Source organism: Streptomyces sp. NPDC059355, from assembly GCF_042752335.1.
In the GTDB taxonomy this organism is placed as follows: domain Bacteria; phylum Actinomycetota; class Actinomycetes; order Streptomycetales; family Streptomycetaceae; genus Streptomyces.
Map to the genome: position 1 here is coordinate 23,506 of NZ_JBHYXN010000036.1, position 23,436 is coordinate 46,941.

The 23,436-nt window shown below is 71.5% G+C and carries 25 protein-coding genes; 4 read left to right on the forward strand and 21 right to left on the reverse strand.

Going from position 1 to position 23,436, the window contains the following annotated elements; genetic code table 11:
• Window positions 1-135: 135 nt before the first annotated feature.
• The 4 genes from ACFXGI_RS28325 to ACFXGI_RS28340 all read right to left on the reverse strand — a co-directional run bounded on the left by ACFXGI_RS28325 (window position 136) and on the right by ACFXGI_RS28340 (window position 4,206).
• Window positions 136-762, reverse strand: coding sequence for a hypothetical protein (locus ACFXGI_RS28325; protein WP_384712370.1), 627 nt, complete (start codon window positions 760-762; stop codon window positions 136-138).
• Between the two features lie 180 nt (window positions 763-942).
• Entirely contained in the window at window positions 943-1,263 is a 321-nt protein-coding gene (locus tag ACFXGI_RS28330; protein WP_384712373.1) for a nuclear transport factor 2 family protein, read from the reverse strand.
• Window positions 1,264-1,434: 171 nt separating this feature from the next.
• Window positions 1,435-2,316 (reverse strand): polysaccharide deacetylase family protein, encoded by an 882-nt coding sequence (locus ACFXGI_RS28335; RefSeq protein WP_384712561.1) that lies wholly within the window; start codon window positions 2,314-2,316, stop codon window positions 1,435-1,437.
• A gap of 300 nt (window positions 2,317-2,616) precedes the next feature.
• Complete coding sequence (locus ACFXGI_RS28340; protein ID WP_384712376.1) at window positions 2,617-4,206, reverse strand: MDR family MFS transporter; 1,590 nt, start codon at window positions 4,204-4,206, stop codon at window positions 2,617-2,619.
• 122 nt (window positions 4,207-4,328) lie between these two features.
• Between ACFXGI_RS28340 and ACFXGI_RS28345 the strand changes: the two genes are divergently transcribed.
• Window positions 4,329-4,907, forward strand: coding sequence for a TetR/AcrR family transcriptional regulator (locus ACFXGI_RS28345; protein ID WP_384712379.1), 579 nt, complete (start codon window positions 4,329-4,331; stop codon window positions 4,905-4,907).
• A gap of 9 nt (window positions 4,908-4,916) precedes the next feature.
• Here the strand turns inward: ACFXGI_RS28345 and ACFXGI_RS28350 are convergent, their stop codons facing one another.
• Complete coding sequence (locus tag ACFXGI_RS28350) at window positions 4,917-5,741, reverse strand: alpha/beta fold hydrolase (protein ID WP_384712382.1); 825 nt, start codon at window positions 5,739-5,741, stop codon at window positions 4,917-4,919.
• A 69-nt stretch (window positions 5,742-5,810) separates the two neighbouring features.
• A complete protein-coding gene (locus ACFXGI_RS28355) occupies window positions 5,811-6,236 on the reverse strand; it encodes a nuclear transport factor 2 family protein (protein WP_384712385.1) in 426 nt (141 codons plus the stop codon).
• A gap of 119 nt (window positions 6,237-6,355) precedes the next feature.
• Here ACFXGI_RS28355 and ACFXGI_RS28360 point away from each other — a divergent pair, with 119 nt between their 5' ends.
• Entirely contained in the window at window positions 6,356-6,907 is a 552-nt protein-coding gene (locus tag ACFXGI_RS28360; RefSeq protein WP_384712388.1) for a TetR/AcrR family transcriptional regulator, read from the forward strand.
• A 129-nt stretch (window positions 6,908-7,036) separates the two neighbouring features.
• Here the strand turns inward: ACFXGI_RS28360 and ACFXGI_RS28365 are convergent, their stop codons facing one another.
• The 14 genes from ACFXGI_RS28365 to ACFXGI_RS28430 form a co-directional block, all read right to left on the reverse strand.
• On the reverse strand, window positions 7,037-7,684 hold the full coding sequence (locus ACFXGI_RS28365) for an OmpA family protein (protein WP_384712391.1): 648 nt from the start codon (window positions 7,682-7,684) through the stop codon (window positions 7,037-7,039).
• A gap of 4 nt (window positions 7,685-7,688) precedes the next feature.
• Window positions 7,689-8,276 carry a hypothetical protein gene (locus ACFXGI_RS28370; protein ID WP_384712394.1) on the reverse strand — a complete coding sequence of 196 codons (588 nt, stop codon included), beginning with the start codon at window positions 8,274-8,276 and terminating at the stop codon, window positions 7,689-7,691.
• A 28-nt stretch (window positions 8,277-8,304) separates the two neighbouring features.
• Entirely contained in the window at window positions 8,305-8,946 is a 642-nt protein-coding gene (locus ACFXGI_RS28375; protein WP_384712397.1) for a pilus assembly protein TadG-related protein, read from the reverse strand.
• Complete coding sequence (locus tag ACFXGI_RS28380) at window positions 8,943-9,143, reverse strand: hypothetical protein (protein ID WP_327133377.1); 201 nt, start codon at window positions 9,141-9,143, stop codon at window positions 8,943-8,945. Before ACFXGI_RS28380 ends, ACFXGI_RS28375 begins: the two co-directional genes overlap by 4 nt.
• 110 nt (window positions 9,144-9,253) lie before the next feature.
• On the reverse strand, window positions 9,254-9,940 hold the full coding sequence (locus tag ACFXGI_RS28385; RefSeq protein WP_384712401.1) for a response regulator: 687 nt from the start codon (window positions 9,938-9,940) through the stop codon (window positions 9,254-9,256).
• Window positions 9,937-11,151 carry a sensor histidine kinase gene (locus ACFXGI_RS28390; RefSeq protein WP_384712404.1) on the reverse strand — a complete coding sequence of 405 codons (1,215 nt, stop codon included), beginning with the start codon at window positions 11,149-11,151 and terminating at the stop codon, window positions 9,937-9,939. Before ACFXGI_RS28390 ends, ACFXGI_RS28385 begins: the two co-directional genes overlap by 4 nt.
• A 2-nt stretch (window positions 11,152-11,153) precedes the next feature.
• The gene (locus ACFXGI_RS28395; RefSeq protein WP_384712407.1) at window positions 11,154-12,047 is read right to left on the reverse strand and encodes a DUF5936 domain-containing protein; all 894 of its coding nucleotides are present in this window, start codon (window positions 12,045-12,047) and stop codon (window positions 11,154-11,156) included.
• A 16-nt stretch (window positions 12,048-12,063) separates the two neighbouring features.
• On the reverse strand, window positions 12,064-13,002 hold the full coding sequence (locus tag ACFXGI_RS28400; protein ID WP_384712410.1) for a type II secretion system F family protein: 939 nt from the start codon (window positions 13,000-13,002) through the stop codon (window positions 12,064-12,066).
• The gene (locus ACFXGI_RS28405) at window positions 12,999-14,345 is read right to left on the reverse strand and encodes a CpaF family protein (RefSeq protein WP_384712413.1); all 1,347 of its coding nucleotides are present in this window, start codon (window positions 14,343-14,345) and stop codon (window positions 12,999-13,001) included. Before ACFXGI_RS28405 ends, ACFXGI_RS28400 begins: the two co-directional genes overlap by 4 nt.
• Before the next feature lie 7 nt (window positions 14,346-14,352).
• Window positions 14,353-14,778: a TadE/TadG family type IV pilus assembly protein gene (locus ACFXGI_RS28410; RefSeq protein ID WP_384712416.1), complete on the reverse strand. Its 426-nt coding sequence runs from the start codon at window positions 14,776-14,778 to the stop codon at window positions 14,353-14,355.
• Window positions 14,775-15,167, reverse strand: coding sequence for a TadE family protein (locus ACFXGI_RS28415; RefSeq protein ID WP_384712419.1), 393 nt, complete (start codon window positions 15,165-15,167; stop codon window positions 14,775-14,777). The genes ACFXGI_RS28410 and ACFXGI_RS28415 overlap by 4 nt, the downstream gene beginning before the upstream one ends.
• Before the next feature lie 3 nt (window positions 15,168-15,170).
• Window positions 15,171-16,448 (reverse strand): CpaE family protein, encoded by a 1,278-nt coding sequence (locus ACFXGI_RS28420; RefSeq protein WP_384712422.1) that lies wholly within the window; start codon window positions 16,446-16,448, stop codon window positions 15,171-15,173.
• Window positions 16,449-16,455: 7 nt separating this feature from the next.
• Complete coding sequence (gene cpaB, locus ACFXGI_RS28425) at window positions 16,456-17,157, reverse strand: Flp pilus assembly protein CpaB (RefSeq protein WP_384712425.1); 702 nt, start codon at window positions 17,155-17,157, stop codon at window positions 16,456-16,458.
• A gap of 39 nt (window positions 17,158-17,196) precedes the next feature.
• Window positions 17,197-18,114 carry a hypothetical protein gene (locus ACFXGI_RS28430; RefSeq protein WP_384712428.1) on the reverse strand — a complete coding sequence of 306 codons (918 nt, stop codon included), beginning with the start codon at window positions 18,112-18,114 and terminating at the stop codon, window positions 17,197-17,199.
• A 382-nt stretch (window positions 18,115-18,496) separates the two neighbouring features.
• Here ACFXGI_RS28430 and ACFXGI_RS28435 point away from each other — a divergent pair, with 382 nt between their 5' ends.
• Both ACFXGI_RS28435 and ACFXGI_RS28440 read left to right on the forward strand, forming a co-directional pair.
• On the forward strand, window positions 18,497-20,191 hold the full coding sequence (locus ACFXGI_RS28435) for a chitinase (RefSeq protein ID WP_384712431.1): 1,695 nt from the start codon (window positions 18,497-18,499) through the stop codon (window positions 20,189-20,191).
• A 156-nt stretch (window positions 20,192-20,347) separates the two neighbouring features.
• Entirely contained in the window at window positions 20,348-21,685 is a 1,338-nt protein-coding gene (locus tag ACFXGI_RS28440) for a M14 family metallopeptidase (protein WP_384712434.1), read from the forward strand.
• A 53-nt stretch (window positions 21,686-21,738) separates the two neighbouring features.
• On the opposite strand, the gene ACFXGI_RS28445 is transcribed toward ACFXGI_RS28440, so the two are convergent.
• Complete coding sequence (locus ACFXGI_RS28445) at window positions 21,739-23,286, reverse strand: tetratricopeptide repeat protein (RefSeq protein ID WP_384712437.1); 1,548 nt, start codon at window positions 23,284-23,286, stop codon at window positions 21,739-21,741.
• Window positions 23,287-23,436 lie beyond the last annotated feature (150 nt).

A 23,436-nucleotide genomic window follows, 5' to 3' on the forward strand; every position in this document is an offset into this window, starting at 1 on the left:
CACCCCGTGCGGCAGAATGGCTGCCACGGCTCTTGATCCAAGGCCTCGGACCAGTCGCCGCCGACCACCCACAAGGTGCGCGGGGCGGCCGGCCCTCTCCCTCTTGGCCCTCCCCTTGGCCATCCCCCCTCCGGCTCAGACCTTGCCGTTCTCCCTCGAGAACGCCGTCCGGTACTGCTCACAGCCGGAATCCCAGCGCAGCGTTCCCGTGAGCGTCCCGTAGCCCGAGCGCGTGACCGACCACTCCACCGTGTACTCGCCGGTGTCGCAGGCGATCCGCTTGCCACCCAAAACCTTGGCCCGCCCCGTCGCCGGCCGGTTCGTCAGCTCCTGGTGCACCTCGACCGCCTTGGCGCGGTCCGACGAGCGCCGCAGTACGGCGTGCACGACGATCGGGTGCTTGCCGTCCTTGGTGGTCACGGCCTTCTTCACCAGCGTCGAGTCCGACACCGCCCAGCCGAAGTCGAACGACGGCTGCCACGCGAGGGTCTTGGGGTCGGCGACACGGCGCTCGTAGTCGGGGGCGCCCGGGGGACCGGGGCGGGTGACCGTCTTGTACTGCACTCCGGGGTAGAGGCGGAACTGCCCTTCCACCTTGTGCATCTCGTCCTTGGTCCACTGCGACTTCATCGTCTTCTCGCCGCCGGCCGGGTCCTGGAGGTACCCGCCGTCCGCGGCGGTGGCGGCGGCCTGGCCGAGGGCCGGGGCGAGGGCCGCAGCGGCGGCGGCGAGGGCGAGAACGGCGGTACGGGTGCGCTTCATGACCGCTCCAACGGGGGCCCGCGGCGGGCTGGAACGAGGCCGGGCGCGCTTTCACCCGTACGGGATCCGGGCGACGGGACGTCCCGCGATCGCGCGGCCGCCGCCCCGGGCGGGGCCGCCCCGGAGAACGGACCCCGGGGCGGCGGTGCCGCTGGTGGTGCCGCGGGCAGCTGCGGCGGCTCAGGCCTGGCCCGTCTCGAAGCGGCTGACGCGGCCTCCGTCGGTGACGAACCGCCAGGCGGTGCGCATCTCGCCCCACGTGTCGTTGCGGTAGTCGACGATGAGGGCGAGGCCGCCGTCGGACTCCTTCTCGACGTCCATGTGCCCGTTGGAGGAGAAGATCTCCTTGTCGGCCCACTGGGCGATGTCACGGTCCGAGCCGTCGTCGGACATCGTGGCGCCCGGGGTGAGGACGGCCTGGAAGGCACTCCGGTCACCCGCGTTGACGGCGTTGACGAAGGCGCGGACGGTGGGGTCGGTCAGCTGCTCCGGTGGGATCACGGGGGCCTCCTGGGCGGTCGTACGGGCTTTCCGTACGGGGCTTTCCGTACGCGGGCTGCGCGCGGCTCCGTGCGGGCCGCGCGCAGGCCGCGCCGGCTCTGTGCGCGACCAGGGAACACCGCGGGCGGCGCCCGGGCGGCGACCTTCACCCGTTCGCCGCCGGACGGCGTGTCAGGAACCGTCCGGGGCGGTGCGGACGGGGAATCCGGTGGGGCGGCCCTGGTCCTTCAGCCAGGCCAGCACCTGGTCGAGGGCCTCGACGGTCTGGGCTCGGTTGCCGCCGCCGTCGTGGAAGAGGGCGGTCGGGCCGTTGCCGATCTCGCTCTTGAACGCGTTGACGATGGCGGCGACGCCGGGCTTCCCGAAGTCCTTGGTGTCGACGTTCCACCCGAGCGGGCGCATGCCGTTCGCGGCGGCGATGCGGCGGCTGTCGGGGGTGAACGCGCCGCCGGGGGCGCGGTAGTACTCCACCTCGGCGCCGCCGCCCGCCGCGTCCTCGATCATCTTCTTCGCGTCCAGGATCTGCCGCTCCTGGTAGGCGACGGGCTTCTTGTCCATGGTCGTGTTGTGGTCCATGGTGTGGTCGCAGAGCCGGTGGCCGGCCGCGACGACGCGCTTGACGAGATCGGGGTGGGCCTTGGCCTGCGGTCCGATCATGCAGAAGGTCGCCTTCACGTCGTACTTCTTCAGTACGTCGAGGACCTTGGGGGTCCATTGGGGGTCCGGGCCGTCGTCGATGGTGATGTTGACGAAATTGCCTCCGCTTTCGGAGGCGTGGGCTATGCCGTCGGGTATGCGCGACTGCGGCGCGCCGCCTGCACCTCGGGCGCCGCCGCCCTTCGCGCCGTCGCCGGGGGTGGCGCCGTCGCCGGGGGTGGCGGAGACGCCGGGGGCGCCGGTCCGGCGTGCCACGTTCTCGTGCGCGGGCTGCTGTCCCGTCCCGTGCCCCGGTCCGACGAGGGACGCCGCTCCCCACACCGTCCCGGCCACCGCGACGGCCGCCGCCACGACGACCGCCCCGGCCCGGATGCCCCGCCTGTCCGCGCGCGCCATGAAGCCCATGAACCGTCCCCTCCCCGTCCGTGTTTGTGTGCGCTCTGCCTTCCAGGACGACCCTCGAACGGGACGGGTTCCCGCCAATTCCCCTATAAAATCCAGCTAATAGGACCTTAGCCCTTGATCGTCCCGATTTGGACCCCACCTGAATCAGGACGGAACCAGATCAATCTCCCCTGCATCACTGACACTCGCCTGCCCCACGGGCAACGGCTTCGGCCCATGAAAAAACCCGGCCCCGGCGGAAGAATCCGCCGGGGCCGGGCCGGTGCGCGTGGACCGGGTGGTTCCGGAGCGTCAGTGGGCGAGGGACTCCGCCGGAGCCTGCGCCGCGTTGCCGTCGCCGGCGCCGTCACCCTTGGCCGGACCCGCGCCCCGCAGCGGGACCTCCTTGACGAACCAGGCCGCCACGAAGCCCAGTACGGCGACACCCGCACCGAGGAGGAACGCCGAGTGCGTACCGGCGGCGACCGCGTGCTGGTAGGCGTCGCGGATCGTCGGCTCCAGCTTGGCCAGGCTGGCCGCGTCGAGCTGGGCGGAGCCCGCGGCCCGGGCGGCACCCGGGCCGAGGCGGTCGGTCATGGTCTGGGTGACCTGACTGGTGAACAGCGAGCCCATCAGGGCCACGCCGAACGAGCCGCCGAGCGTACGGAAGAGGGTGGCCGACGAGGACGCGACGCCCATGTCCTTCATGTCCACGCTGTTCTGCGCGACCAGCATGGTGATCTGCATCAGGAAGCCGAGGCCTGCGCCGAGGACGGCCATGTAGACGCCGGACATCAGGCGGGTGGTGTCGGTGTCCATCTGCGCGAGCAGGAAGAGCCCCGCGACCATGAGCGCGCCGCCCGCGATCGGGAAGATCTTGTACTTGCCGCTGCTCGTGGTGACGCGGCCCGCGATCAGCGAGACGACCATCATCGAGAGCAGCATCGGCAGGAGCAGCAGGCCGGAGTTGGTGGCGGAGGCTCCCTGGACCGACTGCTGGAAGAGCGGGAGGTAGAGCACGCCGCCGAACATCGCGAAGCCGACGAGGAAGCCGATGACCGACATGAGCGTGAAGTTGCGGCTGCGGAAGATGTGCAGCGGCATGACGGGCTCGGCAGCCTTGGTCTCGACGAAGAGGAAGGCGGCGATGGACGCGATGCCGACGACGATCAGGCCGATGATCTGGCCGGAGCCCCAGGCGTACTCGGTGCCGCCCCAGGTCGTGACGAGCACGGTGGAGGTGATGGCGACGGTCAGGAGGGCCGCGCCCAGGTAGTCGATCTTCGGCCGCTGCCCCCCGTCCTTCTTCGGCAGGTGCAGGACGGCGGTGACCATCGCGAGCGCGACGGCGCCCAGCGGCAGGTTGATGTAGAAGGACCAGCGCCAGCCGAGGTGGTCGGTGATGGTGCCGCCGACCAGCGGTCCGCCGATCATGGCGAGGGCCATCACGCCGGCCATCATGCCCTGGTACTTGCCGCGCTCACGGGGCGGGATCAGGTCGCCGATGATCGCCATGACGCCGACCATCAGACCGCCGGCGCCGAGGCCCTGGACGGCGCGGAAGCCGATCAGCTGGGCCATGTCCTGGGCCATGCCGCTGAGCGCGGAGCCGATCAGGAAGATCACGATGGAGGTGAGGAAGGAGCCCTTCCGCCCGTACATGTCGCCGATCTTCCCCCAGATGGGAGTGGAGGCGGCGGTGGCGAGGGTGTACGCGGTGACCACCCAGGAGAGGTGCTCCAGACCGCCGAGCTCGCCGACGATCGTCGGCATCGCGGTACCGATGATCATGTTGTCGAGCATGGCCAGCAGCATCGCGATCATGAGAGCCATGAGGACGACACGGACGCTGCGCGGCTTCACCCCCTCGGAGATCTCCGCCGCCTTTATGTTTTCAGCCATGTCACTCCCCGTTTACCCATGTGCTCCAGGCCCTTACTTGCCGCCCGGCTAGTTCACTACACTGGGGAAGGTAGACCCGTCACTAGCCGGTCGTCAAGTAAGTAAGTAGTTTGAGGAGAGCCATGTCCAGCAGCAGTCCGCAGGCGCGCCGCGGCAACACGCGCCAGCGCATCCAGGACGTCGCACTGGAGCTCTTCGCCGAGCAGGGGTACGAGAAGACGTCGCTGCGCGAGATCGCGGAGCGGCTGGAGGTCACGAAGGCGGCGCTGTACTACCACTTCAAGACCAAGGAAGACATCATCATCAGCGTCTTCGAGGACCTGACCAGGCCGATCGACGAGCTGATCGACTGGGCGGAGCAGCAGCCCCGGACGCTGGAGATGAAGCGCGAGGTGCTGCGCCGCTACAGCGAGGCGATGGCTGCGGGCGCGCCGCTGTACCGCTTCATGCAGGAGAACCAGGCGACGATGCGGGAGCTGAGCATCGGCGAGACGGTGAAGCGCCGGCTGTTCACGCTCGTGGAGCTGCTGCGCACGGAGGACGGGCCGCTGGCGGACCAGGTGCGGTGCGTGAGCGCGCTGTTCACCCTGCACGCGGGGATGATGTTCCTCCAGCACGTGGAGGGCGACCGGGAGGAGACCCGCCAGGCGGCGCTGGAGGTCGCGACGGACCTCATCACCCAGGCTCACCAGGCGTCGTGAGGCCGGCCGCTACATCCCCGTCGACCGGATGAACGCCGTGAGGTCGTCGGCGTAGCGGTCCGGGTGGGTGAGGTGGGGTACGTGGCCGTCCCCCACCAGCGTGCGCATCCGGGCCCGGCCGCCGAGCGCGGTCGCGAGCTTGCCGACGATCACCGGGAACCACGGCGGGCTCTCGCTGCCGAAGGTCAGCAGCGCGGGGCCCGGGAAGCCGTCGAGGCGCGCGAGGTCCAGGCGGGCCCAGTCCGGGTCACCGTGTTCGTCGACGAACGTGGGGGCGTTGGCGGTGATCGTCCGGCGGAACCGCTCCGGCATCTGCTCCCATCCGCCCGGGCCCACGGCGACGTCGTCCACGAACCGCTGCGCACCCGCCCGGTCCTCACCCGCGCGCAGGGCCCTGAGGACGCCGTCGAGGGCGGCCTCCATGGCCTGGAGCACGGGGCGGAGCTGCCGGTCCCCGTCGCCCACGATGTCCATGAGCGGCGGCTCGTGCGCGCTCAGGCTGCGCAGCAGCTCGGGACGGCGGGTGGCGAGGCCGAGGGCGGTGGAGGCGCCGAAGGAGTTCGCGGCGACGTGGGCCGGGGCGCCGAGGATCTCGATGAGCGACGCGAGGTCGTCCTCGTCCTGGCGCCGGCTGCCCTGGCCCGGCGGGCGCTCGCTGCGGCTGTGGCCCCGGCGGTCGTAGACCAGTACGCGGAACGACTGCGCGAGGCGGGGGACGACGCGCTGCCAGGTCTCGTGGTCGACCCACGAGCCGTGGACGAGGACCAGGGGTTCGCCCTCGCCCACGACCTCGCAGTAGAGGTCCACGCCGTTCACGCGAGCCCGTCCCGTCATGCCGAGCCTCCTCACAGGGGGTGAGTGATCGCGCAGACACATACCGCGGGGCGCGGGACGGCACACCTGTCAGGTGAGGCGGCGGTCCTCGGCGGTGATCGGGATGTCGTTGATGCTGGCCTCGCGGCGGCGCATCAGCCCGTTGCCGTCGAACTCCCACTGCTCGTTGCCGTGGCTGCGCCACCACTGGCCGGAGGCGTCGTGCCACTCGTACTCGAAGCGGACGGAGATGCGGTTGCCGGTGTAGGCCCACAGCTCCTTGCGGAGCCGGTAGTCGAGCTCGCGCTCCCACTTCTCGGTGAGGAACTCCCGGATCTCGTCGCGGCCGCTGAGGAAGCGGTCGCGGTTACGCCAGAACGAGTTCTCGGTATAGGCGAGGGCGACGCGCTCGGGGTCGCGGCTGTTCCAGGCGTCCTCGGCGGCCTGGACCTTGGCGCGGGCGGATTCCTCGGTGAAGGGGGGCAGGGGCGGACGTACGACGGGGGTGTCGGTCATGGCGGTCACCTCGGTTGGGAGAGGGGGAGCGGGTGGGTGGGAAAGGCGGAGAACGGCCGTTCTCAGACCCTAGAGAACGACCGTTCTCAATGCAAGCGATCCTGGGCTACGCTGCCTTCATGGACGATGACGAGGCCCGGACCCGGCTGCTGGACGCGGCGGAGGCGCTGTTCTACGCCGAGGGCATCCAGGCCGTCGGCATGGACCGCATCCGCACGGAGTCGGGCGTGCCGCTCAAGCGGCTCTACAAAGTGTTCCCGGCCAAGGAGGCCCTGGTCACGGCCTATCTCGAGCGCCGCGACCAGCGGTGGACGGCCGGCCTGCGGGGCGCGGTGGCCGAGGCCGCAGACCCGGTCGGGGCGGTCTTCGAATGGCTGGCCGCGTGGTTCTCGGAGCCGGACTTCCGCGGCTGCGCGTTCCTGAACGCGTACGGGGAGCTGGGCACCGGCCCCGCCGCGGTGCTGGACGTCGTACGCCGCCACAAGGCGGAGCTGCGGGAGCTGCTGGCGGAGGCCGCCGGGCCGGGGCGCGAGGAGCTGGCGGACCAGCTGCTGATCCTGGTCGAGGGTGCGACGGTGGTGGCGGCCCTGGACCCCGGCCCGGATCCGGCCCTCCGGGCCGGCGAGGCGGCGGCCGTGCTCCTCGCCCGGGCGGGCGCAGGCATGCGCTAGAGGGACGCGCACGCGCCGAGTGCGGGGCGTCCGCACCGCTCCTCCTGGCGCCGTGCGCGCCGCCGACGGCGTCGGCCGTCAGCTGCCCGGCGGGACCTTTAGAGGTCCGGCCGTGATCCGCGAGACGGGCTAGCTGGCGCCGGCGGGGGTGCTGCGGGGGAAGGTGATCTCGACGCGGCGGTTCTTCTTGCGGCCTTCCTCGGTGCCGTTGTCGGCGATGGGGTAGTCCTCGCTGTAGCCGCGTACGTCGTAGATGACGCCGGGGCTGGTGACGGTCTTGGCGAGCTCGGCCTGAACGGCGTCGGCGCGCTGCTTGGACAGCTCCTTGCCGTGCTCGTAGCTGCCCTGGTCGTCGGTGAACCCGAACACCCGGACGCGGGTCGCCTTCTGCGTGTTGATCTCGTTGGCGATGGCCTGTATCCGGGCGGCCGCCTGGGCGTTGAAGACGGCACTGTTCTCGGGGAAGAGCACCTCGGACTGCAGGGCCATCATGACGGTCTGATTGGTCTCCTGCCGCCGCTGCTCACCGCCGAGGTCCTCGACGACCTCGGCGATGTCCAGGACCTTGATCGGAGCGAGGGTCCCCCCCTGGGGGATCTTCAGGCCGGGGGCGTTGGAGTCGATCGGCACCGGCGCGACGGCGGAGGGTTCCGTGCCGGGAGGCGCGGACGGCTTCACGTCGTCGGCGTAGGCGTTGGTCGCCCCCATCAGATGGGCACAGGCCATGACGAGACCGACGACGGCTGTCGCAGCGGAGACACGATGGCGTTTATTCATGGGGTCACCCGGAGATTTTGATGGTCGCCGTGGCGAAGGTGGGGAGGTTGAAGTCCACCTGAGTGGTGTTGTTCGGAGGCACCGGGAACTGTGCGAAGAAGGGCACCGTCTGGCCGGCGTCGATGACGGTCAGGCCCGTGGTGCACAGGCATCTGCCGTCTGTGTCCCGCAGCACGTAGTACCGCTTCTTGCCGGCCTTGTCGACCAAGGTGACGCCCGCGACCGAGGCTCCACTGCTGTTGAGTTCATTGCCCCGCCAGGCTGCAGTACTGGCGAAGGCCTGGCTGCCGGTGTTCTTCAGCTGGCCGCTGACCGTGAGGAAGCCGCCCGCGTCACGCATTGCGGAGTTGATGGTGAGGGTCATGCCGCTCTCGCCGTTGACGGTGGCAAGCACTTCGGTCGGCGTGGGCGTGGGGCTGCTGCCGGGCGCCTTCGACTGAGGTGCGGCTCCCTGCGAATTCGACGACGGGCTCTGGGCCGCCTTGGGCTTGTTGTCGTCGCCGCCTCCGCATCCGGCCATCGTGATCGCCAGAACCGCCACAGCTACGGCGGCGGCTCCCCCGCGGACCTTCACCGAGTGCCGAGTGCTCATCTATGCCGCTTCCCTCTCTCATTCACTGTCAATCGACCAAGCGCACGTCAAACAGGGTCCTGGCGATCTTGCGCCAGGGATCGGGCTTCGAAGGGTCCAGCACCAGGGCTTTCCCGCCCTTGCAGTTGAACGTCACCGGCAGCGCCGGACTCGGCGCCGGAGTGGGGCCCGGGGTGGCGGTCGGGGATGGGGTGGGTCCAGGCGCCGGAACGGCGTCCAGAGTGCAGCGCGGCGCGATCGCCGCGGTCGCCTTGGCTTGCCCGTGCACGCTGTCGGTGCCCGGAACGACCGACTTACCCACCGTCCCGTCGGTCGTCACCTCGACCGCGAACTCACGAGTCCGCGGAGTGCAGGTCGCCGACGCGTCGTTCTTGGCCGCGAAGCTGCTCGCCGCCGCGCAGGATCCGGTCGAGTCCAGGAACTCGCCGCGAAGGATCCGCTCCCAGTCATCGGGTTCGAACTTCGCGAAGTCCAGGCCCGGGATCAAGTGATCTCGCGCATCACGCGCCGCTGCAAGGGCAGCCGCGTCGGCGGCACCCTGCGCATTGCTGCGCGTGAGTGCCGCCTGCCCGAAGACGAAGAAGGCGAACGCGGCGAAGAGCATCCCCGCCACCAGCACGATGTAGATGGGGAATGCCTGCCCTCGTTCGTCGAACTTCGCCGAGATCACTTCCCAGCGGTGACCGCGGTGACCGCTGCGGCGATCCGGTTGGTGATCGTCTGGCCGATGCCCGTGCCGACGATCGCGCCGATGATGACCACCACCACCAGGATGATGCCCAGGTATTCGAAGGCCGTCTGGCCTCGGTCCCGGGCGGCCTTCGTTCCGTACCGCTGCCGCATCCTCGCCAGGGTGTTCTGCAACATGGGGGTTTCCTCCCGGGCCGGTGACGCTGTTGGTTTGCGGACCGTACGGGGAGTCACCGGTGATAACCAAGGGTCCCGGGGCCCAATTACGGACCCACTGCGCACTCCGTCTACCCATGGCCGCTCACCCCTGGACGGGCGGTTCCCAGCCAGCGCGCTATCGCCTCGCTGCGGCTCGCGCTCTGGAGCTTCGCGAAGATGCGGTTGATGTGGTTCTTCACCGTCTTCTCGCTGATGAAGCAGGTGGCCGCGATCTGCTGGTTGCTCATCCCGGACGCGATCAGATCCATGATCTCCACCTCCCTCGAACTCAAGCCGAAGAGAACCGAGTTGTGCAGCCGCTCAGGAGAGCGTGCCACACTTCGTTGCGGTTGCGAAGAGGTCCGGAGTTCCGCGAGGAGTGCGCTCGCCGCCGTCGTCGTGAAGTGGGCCCGGCCCTCGCGTACGTCGCGGACCGCGCGGAGCAGGTCCTCCGGCGTGAATTCGCCGTGGACCAGGTAGCCGCCCGCGCCCAGCAGGAGCGCTTCTCGGACCACCTCCGACTCCCGGCTGTACGTCAGCATCAGTACGGGCGCCAGCTGTACGAGGTGCGGCAGGGCCGAGATGCCGTCGACGCCCGGCATGCGCACGTCCAGCAGGATCACGTCCGGGGCGTGCCGGCGGGTCAGGCCGAGGGCTTCGCGGCCGTCCGCCGCCTGGGCGGCGACCTCCATGTCCTCCGCCGTCGCCAGCAGTGCGGCGAGGCCGGCGCGCACCACCGGGTTGTCGTCTGCGATCAGGACGCGGAGCGGCTTCACGGGCTCCCCTCCGGGGCCTCCGGGGTAAGGGCCGTCAGCGGGAGGTCCAGTCGGACCAGCGTCCCGGAGCCGGACCGCCCGGGTCCGACGTGCAGGCGGGCGCCGATCGCCGCCGCTCGTTCCGTCATGCCGAGGAGGCCGAAGCGGTCCCCGCGGTGCCAGGCGTCAGGCGGGAGGCCGCAGCCGTCGTCCTCGACGGTCAGGGTGAGGTCGTCGGCGCCCACCTCCGCCTCGACCAGCACGCGCGAGGCTCCCGCGTGGCGGCGGGCGTTCTCCAGGGCCTCCGAGGTGATGGACAGGACGTGGTGCGCGACCGCGGAGGGGAACGACGGGAGGACTCCCCGCGTGCGGAACTCCGCGTCCGCGGCGGCGGCCAGGCGGCGGAGTTCGGCCGCCGGCGAGACCCCCGGCGCCTGCGTCTCCCGGCGCAGGTCCGTCAGCAGTGCCCGGGATTCCGCCGCCGCCGCGCGGGCCGCGCCGGAGAGGAAGACGGCCTGGCGGCGCAGGGCCGCCGGGTCCGTGGTGCGGGCGAGGGCGTCAGCCGCCAGGGCCAGGCCGTGCAGGGTCTTGGCCACCGAGTCGTGCATCTCGCGGGCCAGGTGGTCCCGTTCGGCGCGCACCGCCTCGGCCGCCGCCAGCCGGGCCCGCGTCTCCGTCAGGGCCTGGCTGGCCGCGCCGAAGCGGAAGAGGAGGTCCCGGAGCGAGGCTCCGGCCGCCCCCGCCAGCAGGCACAGCGCCGGCAGTGTCGGCCCGCCGGCCACGGCGGCCACGGCCACCGCCGCCAGAGCCGCGTACACCGCCGCGCCGCGCCACCCGTGGACCAGCCCGGCCAGCAGCGGTGTGCAGAGCACGGCGAAGCCGAGGGGGGACTCGGGCCGCGCCGTGACCAGCAGCAGCCCGCAGCACGCCAGGTCCGGGGCCAGCAGCCACCGGTGGCGCAGCAGCAGCGGCCCGAAGCGCTCCCAGTCACGGAAGAGCACGTACGAGAGCATGAAGGTGAGCAGGATCGCGCCGCCCACGAGGTACGCCGGCCCACCGGCGGCGGTGCGCCCCAGGGCCGGCGGCGCGCCCAGGCCGATCATCACCATCCGGAAGGCGAAGACCCGGCGGGAGAGCGCCTGCAGGGCGTTGGACCGCAGTGCCGGGGAGGGCTCCCCCGCCGTCTTCCCGCGTACGGAGCGCCCCGCGAGGGGGATGTGGAGGACCGCCATGTTCACCCGCCCCCGAGCAGCGCGCCGAAGTCGACGTCCGCGCCGTACACGAAGCCGCAGACCAGCAGGATCAGCGTTCCCGGCAGCATGAACATGGTCACCGCGAAGGTGGCCTTCGGAACCGCCCGGGCCGCCCGGCGGCGGGCGTTCTGGGCATCCGTACGGCGCATGTCCTCGGCGATGGCGATCAGTGTGTCCACGATCGGCGAGCCCAGCTCCTCGCCCTGCAGCAGCGCCGTCACGAACTGCGCCACCTGCTCGGAGTCGTTGCGCCGCCGCAGTTCGTCGAAGGCCTGGCGGCGGCTGACGCCCATGTCCATCTGCTGCAGGGTGATCCGGATCTCGTCCGACCAGGGGCCGTCGTACTTGGCCGCCACGCGCTCCAGCGCCTGCCGGAAGCCGAGCCCCGCGCTCACCACGACCGCGAGCACGTCCAGGAAGTCCGGCAGGGTCCGCTCGATGTGGTCGCGGCGGACCCGGATCGCCGACCACAGGCCGACCTCGATCCAGAACAGGCCGAACGCGACCATCAGCAGGGCCGGTACGAGCTGCCCGTTGATCAGCATCGAGAAGGCGCCGAGCGCCCCCAGGAACCCGTACACGGCGCGGCGCGCCGCGTACCGGTCTATGGTCAGGCCCGCCGGATTGCCCGCCAGGTCGATCTGGCGGCGCTTGCGGGCGACCCGGTTCGGGCCCATCAGCCGCAGGACGAGCGGTGCCCAGCGGATGCCCAGCCGGTCGACGGCGGAGCCGACGGCCGTCGTACGGGTGGCGCCGACCTCCAGGGCGAGCGCGAGGTCGCTCGGCAGTTTGACCTCGGCGCGGTAGAGGCGGATGCCGTGGAAGACGCCGAAGACCGACATCCCCAGCAACAGGGCCAGCAGCAGAGCCGTCATGTCCGTCGTCGCCCCCTCACACGTCGATCTTCGAGAGCCGGCGGATCAGCACGAAGCCCAGCGTGAACAGCCCGATCGCCACCAGCACCGCCGTCTGGCCGATGAAGGCTCCGGTCATCCGGTCCAGCGCGCCCGGCATCATCGCGTTCACCAGCAGCAGCGAGCCGAGTCCGATCGCCGGCACCAGATAGGCCGTCACGGTCACCTGGGAGAGCTGGGTGCGGACCTCGCGCCGCGTCTCCTTGCGCTGCTCCAGCGTCACGGTCAGGTTGCGCAGGCTGCCGACGATCGCGCCGCCCGCCCGCGCGGACAGCACCAGCGTCGACACCAGTACGACCAGTTCCCGTGAGGGCAGCCGTTCGGCGATCTCGCCCAGCGACTCCTCGACGGAGTGGCCGACGGCGAGGCGGTCGGCGACCCGCGAGAGCTCCTCGCCCGCCGGGGCCTCCAGCTCCTCCGCCGCTATGGCGATCGCCGTACGCAGGGCCAGCCCGGCCTGGGTGGCGTTGGCGAGGATGCGGGCGAGCTCGGGCAGCTGGTTGATGAAGCGCTCGTTGCGGCGCGCCCGCTGCCAGTTGAGGAAGGCGTCGGCCGCCCACAGGCCGATCAGCGCGGCCACCGGGCCGAAGAACGGGGCCAGGAAGCTCGCCGCGACCAGCCACACCCCGGCGACGGACATCAGCACGTAGACGAAGAACTCGCCGGGGGTGAGGTCCAGGCCGGTCACGGCCAGTTTCAGCTCGATCCGCTTGCCGAGCGCGGTCCGGCGCAGGCGCCGGTCCACGCCGGAGAAGCGGCGCCTGCGGCCCGACTGCTCCGGCGCGCCGTCGGCGGCGAGGCGTTCGACGAGGGCGGCGCGCTGGGCGCGGCCGGCGGCGTACGCCTGGACGCCCGCGACCACGAGGACGCAGGCCAGCAGGGTGACGCCGAGGGTGAGGAGGATCAGTGGGTTCACAGGACGGTCCGGGTGATGCGGGTGGCGAGCTGGTCGTCGGACATGGCGACCCCGAAGGCCTGGGGGATCGGCTGGTTGTTCATGTAGAGGCGGTCCGCGATCCGGCGCGGCAGCGGGTAGTACTCGAAGTACCCGTGGACGCGGCCGTCGGCGCCCATGGGCCGGGCGGCGAACCGGCAGACGGTGGTGATGCGGAAGGGCTCGCGGCCGTGCGAGTCGAGGATGGCGATCTCGGTGAGGCGGCGGGAGCCGTCGCCGAAGCGGGTCAGCTGGACGACCACGTTCACCGCGCTGTTGATCTGGTCCTGGAGGGCCTCGAAGGGGACCTCCACCTCGGACATCGAGGCGAGGGTCTGCAGGCGCATGAGCGCGTCCTCGGCGCTGTTCGCGTGGACGGTGGCGAGGGAGCCGTCGTGGCCGGTGGACATCGCCTGGAGCATGTCGAGGGTCTCGCCGCCGCGGACCTCGCCGACGATGATGCGGTCGGGGCGCATGCGCAGGGAGTTGCGTACGAGGTCGCGGATGGTGATCCGGCCCTTGCCCTCCACGTTCGCCGGGCGGGATTCGAGGCGGATGACGTGCGCCTGCTGGAGCTGGAGCTCCGCCGAGTCCTCGATGGTGATGATCCGCTCGCCCTCCGGGATCAGGCCGGAGAGGGCGTTGAGGAGCGTGGTCTTCCCGGTGCCGGTGGCCCCGGACACGATGACGTTCATCTTCGCCTGGACCAGGCCGGACAGCAGCAGGAGCATCTGCTCGTCCAGCGAGCCGAGGCCGATCATCTCGTGCAGGGTGAACGCGCGCGGGAAACGCCGGATCGTGAGCGTGGCCCCGGTCAGGGACAGCGGTGGGATGATCACGTTGACGCGCTCGCCGCTGGGCAGGCGGGCGTCGACCATCGGATTCGCCTCGTCCACGCGGCGGTTGACGGTGGAGACGATGCGCTCGATGGTCTGCATCAGCTGCTCGTTCGAGGCGAAGCGCAGGGGCAGCTGCTCGACGCGGCCTGCGCGCTCGACGAAGATCTGGTCCGGTCCGTTGACCATGATCTCGGAGATCGAGGCGTCTTCGAGGAGCGGTTCGAGCACGCCGAGGCCGAGCGCCTCGTCCACGACCCGGCGGATCAGCTGCGCCCGCTCGACGGTGGACAGGACCGGGCCCTCACGGCTGATGATGTGCCCGAGTACGCGCTCCAGCCGGGCCCGGCGCTCGGCGGGCGCGAGCGCCGACATCTCGGCGAGGTCGATCTCCTCCAGCAGCTTGGCCCGGTACGCGGAGACGAGCCGGCCGTCCTCGCGGGGACTGTGCCGGTCGTCCGGGGTGTTGACGCGGGAACGCAGGCTCATGGTGCGCTCACCCCTTCGGATCGTCGTTGGGCATGACGGCAGTGCGCACGGCCGTGTACGAGTCCAGGCCGGGCACGATCGACCTGACGGTGATGCGGGCCGTCGCCGTGACCGCGTCGGGCCCCGGATCTACGTCTATCTGCGCGAGCGAGGCGAGGCTGGGCCGGATCGCGGCCTTGCCGGCCGCCGCCCCGCCCTCGCCCCTGCGGGCCTCCACGCGGGCCGCGGTGCGGGCGGCGGTGTCCGCCTGCTGCTCCACGTACGCGACCCAGCCGAGCTGGATCCCGCAGAGCGCGACGAACAGCAGGATCGGGATGAAGCCGATGTACTCCAGGGCGACTTGGCCCCGGTCGCGGTCCTGATCCCGGCTCCGGCTCCGGCTCCGGTCCCGGTGTCGGTGTCGGTATCGGTATCGGTTCCGGTGTCGGTTCACTCGTCCTCCTTGGCCGAGCCGCCCTCGCCCGTGATCGGGGTGCCGATGTCCAGGCCCGGGAAGAAGACCGGCAGACCCAGCTCCACGGTCGCCTTGTAGACGTCGCCGGACTCCCCGCAGCTCACGCTCACGTGCCAGGCGGTCCCGATGTGCCGCCGCGCGGCGGCGTCACAGGCTCCCTCCCCGTGCACCGCGCCCACCCGCGCCGCCTCGTCCGCCGCGTTGCCCGCCAGGGAGAACGCGTACCCGATCAGTACGCACTCCCACACCGCCGCCACGAGCAGCAGGATCAGCGGCACCATGCCGACGAACTCGAGCGCCACCTGGCCGCGATCGCGCCGGTCGGCAAGGGCGGTCCGGGCGGCCCGTGCGGGTCTCCGCGCGGACATCCGTCAGCCCTCCCGGCCGCGGCGCAGCCGTGCCACCGGGCCCGCGGCCCGTACGGCGAGGGCCGCGCCCGGGTTACCCGCTCCGGCGGCCTCGGGCTCCGCCGCGGACGGTGCCGTCAGCAGGCCGAGCTCGCCGGCCAGCGTCCACAGCGCCTGCTTCACGCTGGAGCGGTTGTCGAGGTCCTGCACCCGGCCCGCGTCCACCACCGCCTGGAGCTCCTTGAAGGCCGCCGGGACCGGGGTCCGGGTGGCCCGCGTCTTCGTGATCTTCTCGATCAGCGAGGGCTGGATCTCCGTGTGCTTGCTCCAGCGGTTGACCACCATCGCGGTGTCCTCCGCCTTGCGGACCTGGAGCCGCTCCCACATCCGGACCAGCCGCTTGGCCGCCCGTACGCAGACCACGTCGGGCGTGGTGACCAGGACCGCCACGTCCGCCATCTCCACCGCGGCCGCGTTCGCGCCGGTGACCTGGGTGCCGCAGTCGATGACGACGAGCTCGTACCGGCTGCGCAGGGCGCCGACGATGTGCCGGGCGGCGCGTTCGTCGACCTCCTCGCCGCGCTCCCCCTCCGCCGGGGCGAGCAGCAGCGCGAGCCCCGTCCGGTCCTCGTACACCGCGTCCTGGAGCACGCGCGGGGAGATGTCGTGGATCCCGGCGAGGTCGGCGATCGAGCGCCGGAACTGCACGTCGAGGTACGAGCCGACGTCGCCGGCCTGGAGGTCCATGTCGACGAGGGCCGTACGCCTCCCCGAGGCGGCCGCCGCCAGCGCGAACTGGACGGCGGTGAAGGTGGTGCCGACGCCGCCCTTGGCCCCGGTGACGGTGACCACCTTGCCCCCGGGACCGGTGAACACGTCGGCTCCCCGGCCCAGGTGGCGGCGTACGCCGACGGACCACTGGGCGGCGGCCTGGACGCGGGCGGCGAGTTCCTCGTAGGCGAGCGGCAGCCCGACCAGACCCCGCGCGCCCGAGTCCATGGCGGCGGAGAAGACCGCCGGTCCGGCGTCCGAGGACACCAGCACCACGCCCACCGCCGGGAAGCGGAGCGCGACCTCGCGGATGAGGTCGAGCGCGGGCACCGGGCCGATCCGCTCGTGGACGAGGACGACCTCGGGCAGTTCGTCGATGGACTCGGCGGCCAGCCGCCCCAGGGTGTCGAGCAGCGTGGTGGAGTCGGGGACCGGGGCGCCCGGCTCGGCGGCCGGGAGCTGGCTGAGGAGGGTGGAGATGGCGCGGGCGGCGTCCGGGTCGCCGGCCGCGGGGAGGATTCGGGTGGTCATCCGGGCCTCACTTGTCCCCGTCGAGGGTGTACGTACGGTCGCCCGGGCCGGGCGCGGAGTCGGTGCCGGGGGCCACCAGGGCCAGGCGTACGTGCTCCGCGAAGGACTCGGCGTACGCGACGCGCTGGGTGTCCTTGGTGTTCAGGGCGAAGGTGATCGGGACCGCCTCGGCGGGGCCCTTCTTGTCGCTGTCCTTGTCGAGGGCGGTGAGCTTGCCGACGTTCAGGACGCGGGCGTTGGCCACGATGATCACCGAGCGGGAGGGCTCGGTGTCCTTGGCGCCCTTGAAGGTGGCGATGATGTTGACCTTGGCCCCGGAGTAGATCTTGCCGGCCACCCCGGTCGCCGCGTCGATCATGATGGCGATCTCCTGCTCCCCGGGCTGGAGCTGGGGCTTGTCGACGAACATGTCCGACTGGAGCAGCGAGCCCCTGCGCAGGGTGGTGAGCGCGATCTTGTCCTTGAGCAGGCCGAGGTCGGTGACGGCGGTGTCGGACAGCCAGCGCCGGGGGATGGAGACTTCCTCGAACTGGCCCGCCGACAGCGGGCTGTACGGCGGGATGTCCCCCTTGGCGCGATAGGCGGTGACCTCGGCCCCGACCTTGGAATTGACGTCGCCGATCACCACGAGGACCCCGCCGAACGCCGCGAGGGCGCACAGGACCGACAGGAGCAGCAGGATGACGCCGCGGCGCTGGCGTGAGTTCATGGGCCGTACTACCTCGCCGTTCTTCGATCGTTCAGCCGGTCAGTGTCTTGGTCTGGGGGCGCCGGCGAAGGCCGACGGCCCCGTCCGCTCCCCGGTCCCGGCCGGCGGCGGGGCGGCCAGGGGTGCGGCGCAGAAGCCGCAGCGGTCGCCGATGAGTTCGAGGCCGCACCAGTGGCACTCCTCACGGCGGACGGAGGCGACCAGCTGGTAGAGCACGGACGGGTCGGGGATGGCGGCGGCGAACTCGACCAGCTTCGCCGTGGCCCACCAGGCGGGCGAGTCGGCCGGGAGCGGGTTCTCCATGACGCCCTGGACCCGCCAGGCGGGCGCCAGTTCGGCCGCCACCCAGTCGGAGGCGAGCTGGCCGCGCGCGAAGGTGAGGTGGGTGGCGTAGGCGGGGCCGGGCGGCAGGGCGGAGCCCCCGGCGTGCGCGCCGCGCCCGCCGGAGCCGGTCAGCTTGGCCAGGTGCGGGGTCGGGTGGGCCAGTACGGCGAACTGCGCGCTCGGCGACCAGGAGCGGGCGTGCGCCTTGAGGCCGACCGGGACCCGGTCCAGTTTGGCGACGGAGCCCAGCAGGGCCCCGGCGTGGATGTAGTGGGACAGCAGCCGGGCGGCGGAGGCGATGACTCCGGGGCTGAAGTCACAGACGCTGAGCTGGCGCAGCTGACGTACCAGCAGGGCCGTGGCCAGCGGGGGCAGATCGATGTCGACGAGGGCGATCCGGTCGGTCTCCAGGATGGCCCGCACGGTGTGCAGCCGCCGGACGGTCGCGGTCGGCAGCCAGGGCGGTACGACGGCCACGAGGTGGCCGTGGCGCTCCAGCAGGGCGCTCGTATCGGCGAGGGCGCCCGCGAGGTCGAGCTGTCCGGGCGGATGCAGGACGACGGCCGGCGGTGTGTGCCGGTCGGGGGCCGGCAGCACCAGATCGGCGCTGGTGACGGCAATGGCGGTCGGCACGCGAATCCCCCTGCTCACCCCGTACGCCCCATACGTCGGCGCAGCCGTCGCGTACGCGCACCCCTGCGCGACCGCAAACGATCGGCGCCCTTCCCCCTTGCCCCAGCACCATATCCGCGTCGTCCCTGGCGGGGCAGGGCCTTGGTAATTCCCGTACCGGCGGCCCCGGTCACAGGTGGCGGGAAACCCGGACATCCGGGATCGGAGGGCCGATCGATTCAAGCCACATTGCAAAGAGGCTTGACAGGGAGATTGGTCTGGACCAACTTGGCCCCAACGCGGCGACGCGCCAACGGGGTTCCCCCCACCCACGGCCCCGGGTGCGTTCGCTCACCAGTTCCACCTCCCCCTTCACATCCCCTTCTCCCCCCACGGAGACCACGTGAACCGCATACGCTCGCTCGCCCTCCTGGGCGCCGCCACCCTGACCGCGGGCGGCCTGACCGCCCTTGCGACCGGCACCGCGCAGGCCGCCGACATCAACGTCGTCCGCAACGGAGGCTTCGAGTCCGGTCTCGCCGACTGGACCTGCACCTCCGGGAGCGGGGCCGTCGTCTCCTCGCCCGTCCACGCGGGGGCCGCCGCCCTCAAGGGCACCCCGGCGGGTCAGGACAGCGCGCAGTGCAGTCAGACCGTCAAGGTCAAGCCGAACTCGACGTACACGCTCAGCGAGCAGGTGCAGGGCTCGTACGTGTACCTCGGCGTGACCGGGACCGGCACCCAGGACGTGTCCACCTGGACCCCCGGCTCGGGCGGCGGCTGGCAGCAGCTCTCCACCACCTTCACCACGGGCGCGAGCACCACGCAGGTCACGGTGTGGACGCACGGCTGGTACGGGCAGCCCGCCTACGTCGTCGACGACTTCAGCGTCTTCGGCCCGGACGGGGGCGGCGGCACCGACCCCGGCCCGTCCGTCCCCGGCGCCCCGGGCGGGTCCGCCGTTTCCGGCCAGAGCGCGAACGGGCTCACCCTTTCGTGGAGCGCCGTCAGCGGGGCGAGCGGCTATTACGTCTATCAGGACGGAGCCCGCGTCAAGACCGTTTCCGGGCCCCCCGCCCAGATCACCGGGCTGACCGCCGCCACCTCGTACTCCTTCCAGGTGAGCGCGTACAACGCGGCGGGCGAGGGCCCGAAGTCGGCGGCGGTGACCGGCACGACGACCGGCGGCGGCAACCCGGACCCGAACCCGTCGGTGCCCAAGCACGCCCTGACCGGCTACTGGCAGAACTTCAACAACGGCGCGACCGTCCAGAAGATCTCCGACGTCTCGGCCCAGTACGACATCATCGCGGTCTCCTTCGCCGATGCCACGACCACGCCCGGGGCCATCGCCTTCAACCTCGACTCGGCAGGTCTCGGCGGCTACACGGTCGACCGGTTCAAGGCCGACATCGCCGCGAAGAAGGCCGCCGGCAAGTCCGTCGTCCTCTCCATCGGCGGCGAGAAGGGCACCATCTCGGTGAACGACCCGGCCTCCGCGAACAACCTGGCGAACTCGGCGTACGCACTGATGCAGGAGTACGGCTTCAGCGGGATCGACATCGACCTGGAGAACGGCCTCGACCCGACCTACATGACGCAGGCGCTGCGCTCGCTGTCCGCCAAGGCCGGCTCCTCGCTCGTCATCACGATGGCCCCGCAGACCATCGACATGCAGTCGACGTCGGGCGGCTACTTCAAGACGGCGCTGAACATCAAGGACATCCTGACCGTCGTCAACATGCAGTACTACAACAGCGGCTCGATGAACGGCTGCGACGGCAAGGTCTACTCCCAGGGCTCGGTGGACTTCCTCACCGCGCTGGCCTGCATCCAGCTGGAGGGCGGGCTCGACCCCTCGCAGGTGGGCATCGGCGTACCGGCCTCGCCGAGCGGCGCGGGCAGCGGGTACGTCTCCCCGGCCATCGTGAACAACGCCCTGGACTGCCTGGCCAGGGGCACGAACTGCGGTTCCTTCAAGCCGTCGAGGACCTACCCGGGACTGCGCGGCGCGATGACGTGGTCGACCAACTGGGACGCCAAGGCGGGTGGCGCTTGGTCCAACGCGGTGGGTCCGAAGGTTCACGCCCTTCCCTAGGCGGTACGTGTGGGGGTGGCCGTCCCGGTGGGTGGCCGTCCGGCGGGCCGCCATCCCGGCGGATCTGGCCGAATGGAGTTCTTGACCGGGACATGCCAGAAGAGCACGCTGTGCGCGTCCGCACGGCTACCCCCACACTCCCACCCAGGAGAACGCATGCGGCTCCACACCCGACGCAGGGCCGCCGTCACGGCGGCCCTGCTCGCTCTCGCGCTCGGCGCACCCGCCTACGGCATGAGCGCGACGGCGGCCCCGCCGCCGACCCCCTCGACCGCCACCCAGGACGAGGCCATCACCCAGTACGAGATCAAGGGCCCGGCCACGGCGGCCGAGCGAACGGCCCTGCTCCGTACGGGCGTCTCGATCGACGAGGTCGACGCCCGCTCGGTCGTCGTCAGCGCCGACCCCCTCCAGGCCAGGGAACTGCGGGCGCTCGGCTACAAGCTGACCGCGCTGCCCGGGCCGCCCGACCGCTCCGAGCGGGGGGTCGCGGCGAGCCCGATGGACTTCCCGTCCAAGGACTCGATGTACCACAACTACGCCGAGGCCAGCGCGGAGATCGACCAGCGCATCGCGCAGTACCCCTCGATCATGAGCAAGAAGGTGATCGGGAAGTCGTACCAGGGCCGGGACATCGTCGCCATCAAGATCAGCGACAACGTCGCGACCGACGAGAACGAGCCCGAAGTGCTCTTCACGCACCACCAGCACGCCCGCGAGCACCTGACCGTCGAGATGGCGCTCTACCTGCTCAAGGAGTTCGGCTCCAAGTACGGCACCGACTCGCGGATCACCGACATGGTCAACGGCCGCGAGATCTGGGTCGTGCCGGACCTCAACCCGGACGGCGGCGAGTACGACATCGCGACCGGCTCGTACCGCTCCTGGCGCAAGAACCGGCAGCCGAATGCCGGCTCCTCGTACGTCGGCACCGACCTGAACCGCAACTGGGACTACAAGTGGGGCTGCTGCGGCGGCTCCAGCAGCAGCAAGAGCTCCGAGACCTACCGCGGGGCGGCCGGCGAGTCGGCCCCCGAGGTGAAGGTGGTCGCGGACTTCGTGCGCAGCCGCGTGATCGGCGGCAAGCAGCAGATCACCGCGTCGATCGACTTCCACACGTACAGCCAGCTGGTGCTGTGGCCGTTCGGGTGGACGTACAACGACACCGCGCCGGGCCTGACGGCGGACGACCTCGCCGTCTACAAGACCATCGGCACGAGCATGGCCCGCAGCAACGGCTACACGCCGGAGCAGTCGAGCGACCTGTACATCACGGACGGGACGATCGACGACTGGCTGTGGGGCAACCAGAAGATCTTCACGTACACCTTCGAGATGTACCCGTCCGAGTCCGGCAGCGGGGGCGGCTTCTACCCGCCGGACGAGGTGATCGAGCGCGAGACGGCGCGCAACCGCGACGCCGTGCTGCAGCTGCTGGAGAACGCGGACTGCATGTACCGCTCGATCGGGAAGCAGGCGCAGTACTGCACGTGATCCGGGAGCCGGATCGGGGGCGCCCCACCGCCAGGGGGGCGCCCCGCCCCGTGTCAGGTCGCGGAGAGGAAGGCCAGCGTGCGCCGCGTGTCCCGGTGCCCGGGCCCGAGCACCCGGACGCGGGCCCGATGGACCTCCTCGAAGAGCGGGCGTGCCGCCGCTTCGCCGTCGACGAGCAGCACCGTGTGGGCGAGGGCGCAGCGGGTGTGCAGGGTGTGGGGGTGTTCCGCACCGAGGACGCGGGTCCTCGCCTCCCGTACCGCCTCGTACAGGAGCCGCGCCGCGCGCGGGTCGCCTCGGTGCACCCCCACGGCGAGGTTGTGTGCGATGTGCAGCGTGCGGTAGTGGTCCGCGCCCAGCACGTCCCGGCTGCGGTCGTACAACTGCCGGAACATGGACCCGGCCGCCGGACCGTCGGCGCGGGCCAGAATGACGGCCAGCGCGTTGCCGGCGCCGAGGCTGTCGGGGTGGTCCGGGCCGTTCACCCGCACGGATTCCAGGTACGCCTCTTCCGCGAGTCCGCACGCGCCGGCCCGGTCCCCGTGGCGGTACACGGACATCGCGTGGCAGGCCCTCGTGTAGAGGGTCAGGGGGTGCGCCGGACCGAGGTGTTCGCTCGCCTCTCGGACCAGCCCGTCCAGTGCGTCCAGCGTGCAGGGCCGCCGGCCGCCTGCCTGCCGTCGCCCCCGGACCTGCCGCACCCGGGCGGCCAGCACCACGGCATGGTGCGGCCCGTACTCCGCGGTCAGGTCGGGCAGCAGCCCCGCAAGGCGCTCCAGGGCCTCCTGCGCATCGCCGGCCAGGAAGCCGGCGCGGACCGCGCCGAGCCGGGCGAGCAGGGTGATCCGGTCGGCCGGGCCGCTGCCGGCGAGGTCCCGGTGGAGCCGTCGCCCCAGCGCCGGGTCGCCCGCGCTGGTGGTCCACGCGGCCAGGCGGAGCGCGGCGAGCCGGGTGAGCGGGTGCCGGGCACCCAGCAGTTCGAGACAGTCGGCGGACAGGGCGGCGGTCAGTACGCGCGCCGTACGCACGTCACCCGCCTCCCCGGTCCAGTAGGCGAGGACGTGGCGGGCCGAGAGCATCCCCGGATCGTGCGGCCCGAGGGCGCGCCGCGCGCAGCGCAGGAGTTCCCCGGCGACGTCGCAGGCCTGGCGGTAGAGGCCCAGTCCCGCCAGCTCACCCACGACGGCCGCGATGCGGGCGAGGTGAGCGTCCGTCAGCCAGGCGGACTCCTTGCCGGGCTCCATGCCGGCCCGTTCGAGCGGGTCGTCCCAGCCGAGCGCCCCGGTCGGGGCGCCGGCCGGCACGGCGTCCCGCCCGCCCCGGTCGTCGAGTGCCTCCCACCGCCCCTGCCAGACATCCCTCTCCCGCCAGGGTGAGGCGGCCGGATCCCCGGACTCCGTGCGCGCGAGCAGCAGTTCCACCAGTTCCTCGAGCTGCTCGGTGCACGACTTTCCGGCCTTCCTGTTCGTGTCCTCCATCAGGCGGTGCACGCTGGAACGGGGCAGATCGGCGTTGGCTTCATTGATGTCCGCGAAGCTCATGCCGGAGGCCGTCTTCAACGCTCGAAGATCGAAGCGGAACCGGCGCCATGAGTCGGTCATGGCATCGATCCTTCCGCACGGACTGCCGCCACGGGCCGTGTTCGGGACATCCCGGCCGACATCCGGAACGGATCCGCGGCCGTCCGTGAACGCGGAGGTGCGGGCGCGGCCGTGGCGTGATGGCGGTCACGGCCGGAGCGCTCGCCCCGG

Coding starts and splice junctions, on each gene's coding strand:
- ACFXGI_RS28405 (WP_384712413.1), bottom strand. CDS start 14,345: ATGAGCCTGCGTTCCCGCGTCAACACCCCGGACGACCGGCACAGTCCC.
- ACFXGI_RS28440 (WP_384712434.1), top strand. CDS start 20,348: ATGCGGCTCCACACCCGACGCAGGGCCGCCGTCACGGCGGCCCTGCTC.
- ACFXGI_RS28335 (WP_384712561.1), bottom strand. CDS start 2,316: ATGGCGCGCGCGGACAGGCGGGGCATCCGGGCCGGGGCGGTCGTCGTG.
- ACFXGI_RS28345 (WP_384712379.1), top strand. CDS start 4,329: ATGTCCAGCAGCAGTCCGCAGGCGCGCCGCGGCAACACGCGCCAGCGC.
- ACFXGI_RS28325 (WP_384712370.1), bottom strand. CDS start 762: ATGAAGCGCACCCGTACCGCCGTTCTCGCCCTCGCCGCCGCCGCTGCG.
- ACFXGI_RS28420 (WP_384712422.1), bottom strand. CDS start 16,448: ATGACCACCCGAATCCTCCCCGCGGCCGGCGACCCGGACGCCGCCCGC.
- ACFXGI_RS28370 (WP_384712394.1), bottom strand. CDS start 8,276: ATGAGCACTCGGCACTCGGTGAAGGTCCGCGGGGGAGCCGCCGCCGTA.
- ACFXGI_RS28445 (WP_384712437.1), bottom strand. CDS start 23,286: ATGACCGACTCATGGCGCCGGTTCCGCTTCGATCTTCGAGCGTTGAAG.
- ACFXGI_RS28395 (WP_384712407.1), bottom strand. CDS start 12,047: ATGACGGCTCTGCTGCTGGCCCTGTTGCTGGGGATGTCGGTCTTCGGC.
- ACFXGI_RS28390 (WP_384712404.1), bottom strand. CDS start 11,151: ATGGCGGTCCTCCACATCCCCCTCGCGGGGCGCTCCGTACGCGGGAAG.
- ACFXGI_RS28340 (WP_384712376.1), bottom strand. CDS start 4,206: ATGGCTGAAAACATAAAGGCGGCGGAGATCTCCGAGGGGGTGAAGCCG.
- ACFXGI_RS28365 (WP_384712391.1), bottom strand. CDS start 7,684: ATGAATAAACGCCATCGTGTCTCCGCTGCGACAGCCGTCGTCGGTCTC.
- ACFXGI_RS28415 (WP_384712419.1), bottom strand. CDS start 15,167: ATGTCCGCGCGGAGACCCGCACGGGCCGCCCGGACCGCCCTTGCCGAC.
- ACFXGI_RS28380 (WP_327133377.1), bottom strand. CDS start 9,143: ATGTTGCAGAACACCCTGGCGAGGATGCGGCAGCGGTACGGAACGAAG.
- cpaB (WP_384712425.1), bottom strand. CDS start 17,157: ATGAACTCACGCCAGCGCCGCGGCGTCATCCTGCTGCTCCTGTCGGTC.
- ACFXGI_RS28350 (WP_384712382.1), bottom strand. CDS start 5,741: ATGACGGGACGGGCTCGCGTGAACGGCGTGGACCTCTACTGCGAGGTC.
- ACFXGI_RS28360 (WP_384712388.1), top strand. CDS start 6,356: ATGGACGATGACGAGGCCCGGACCCGGCTGCTGGACGCGGCGGAGGCG.
- ACFXGI_RS28355 (WP_384712385.1), bottom strand. CDS start 6,236: ATGACCGACACCCCCGTCGTACGTCCGCCCCTGCCCCCCTTCACCGAG.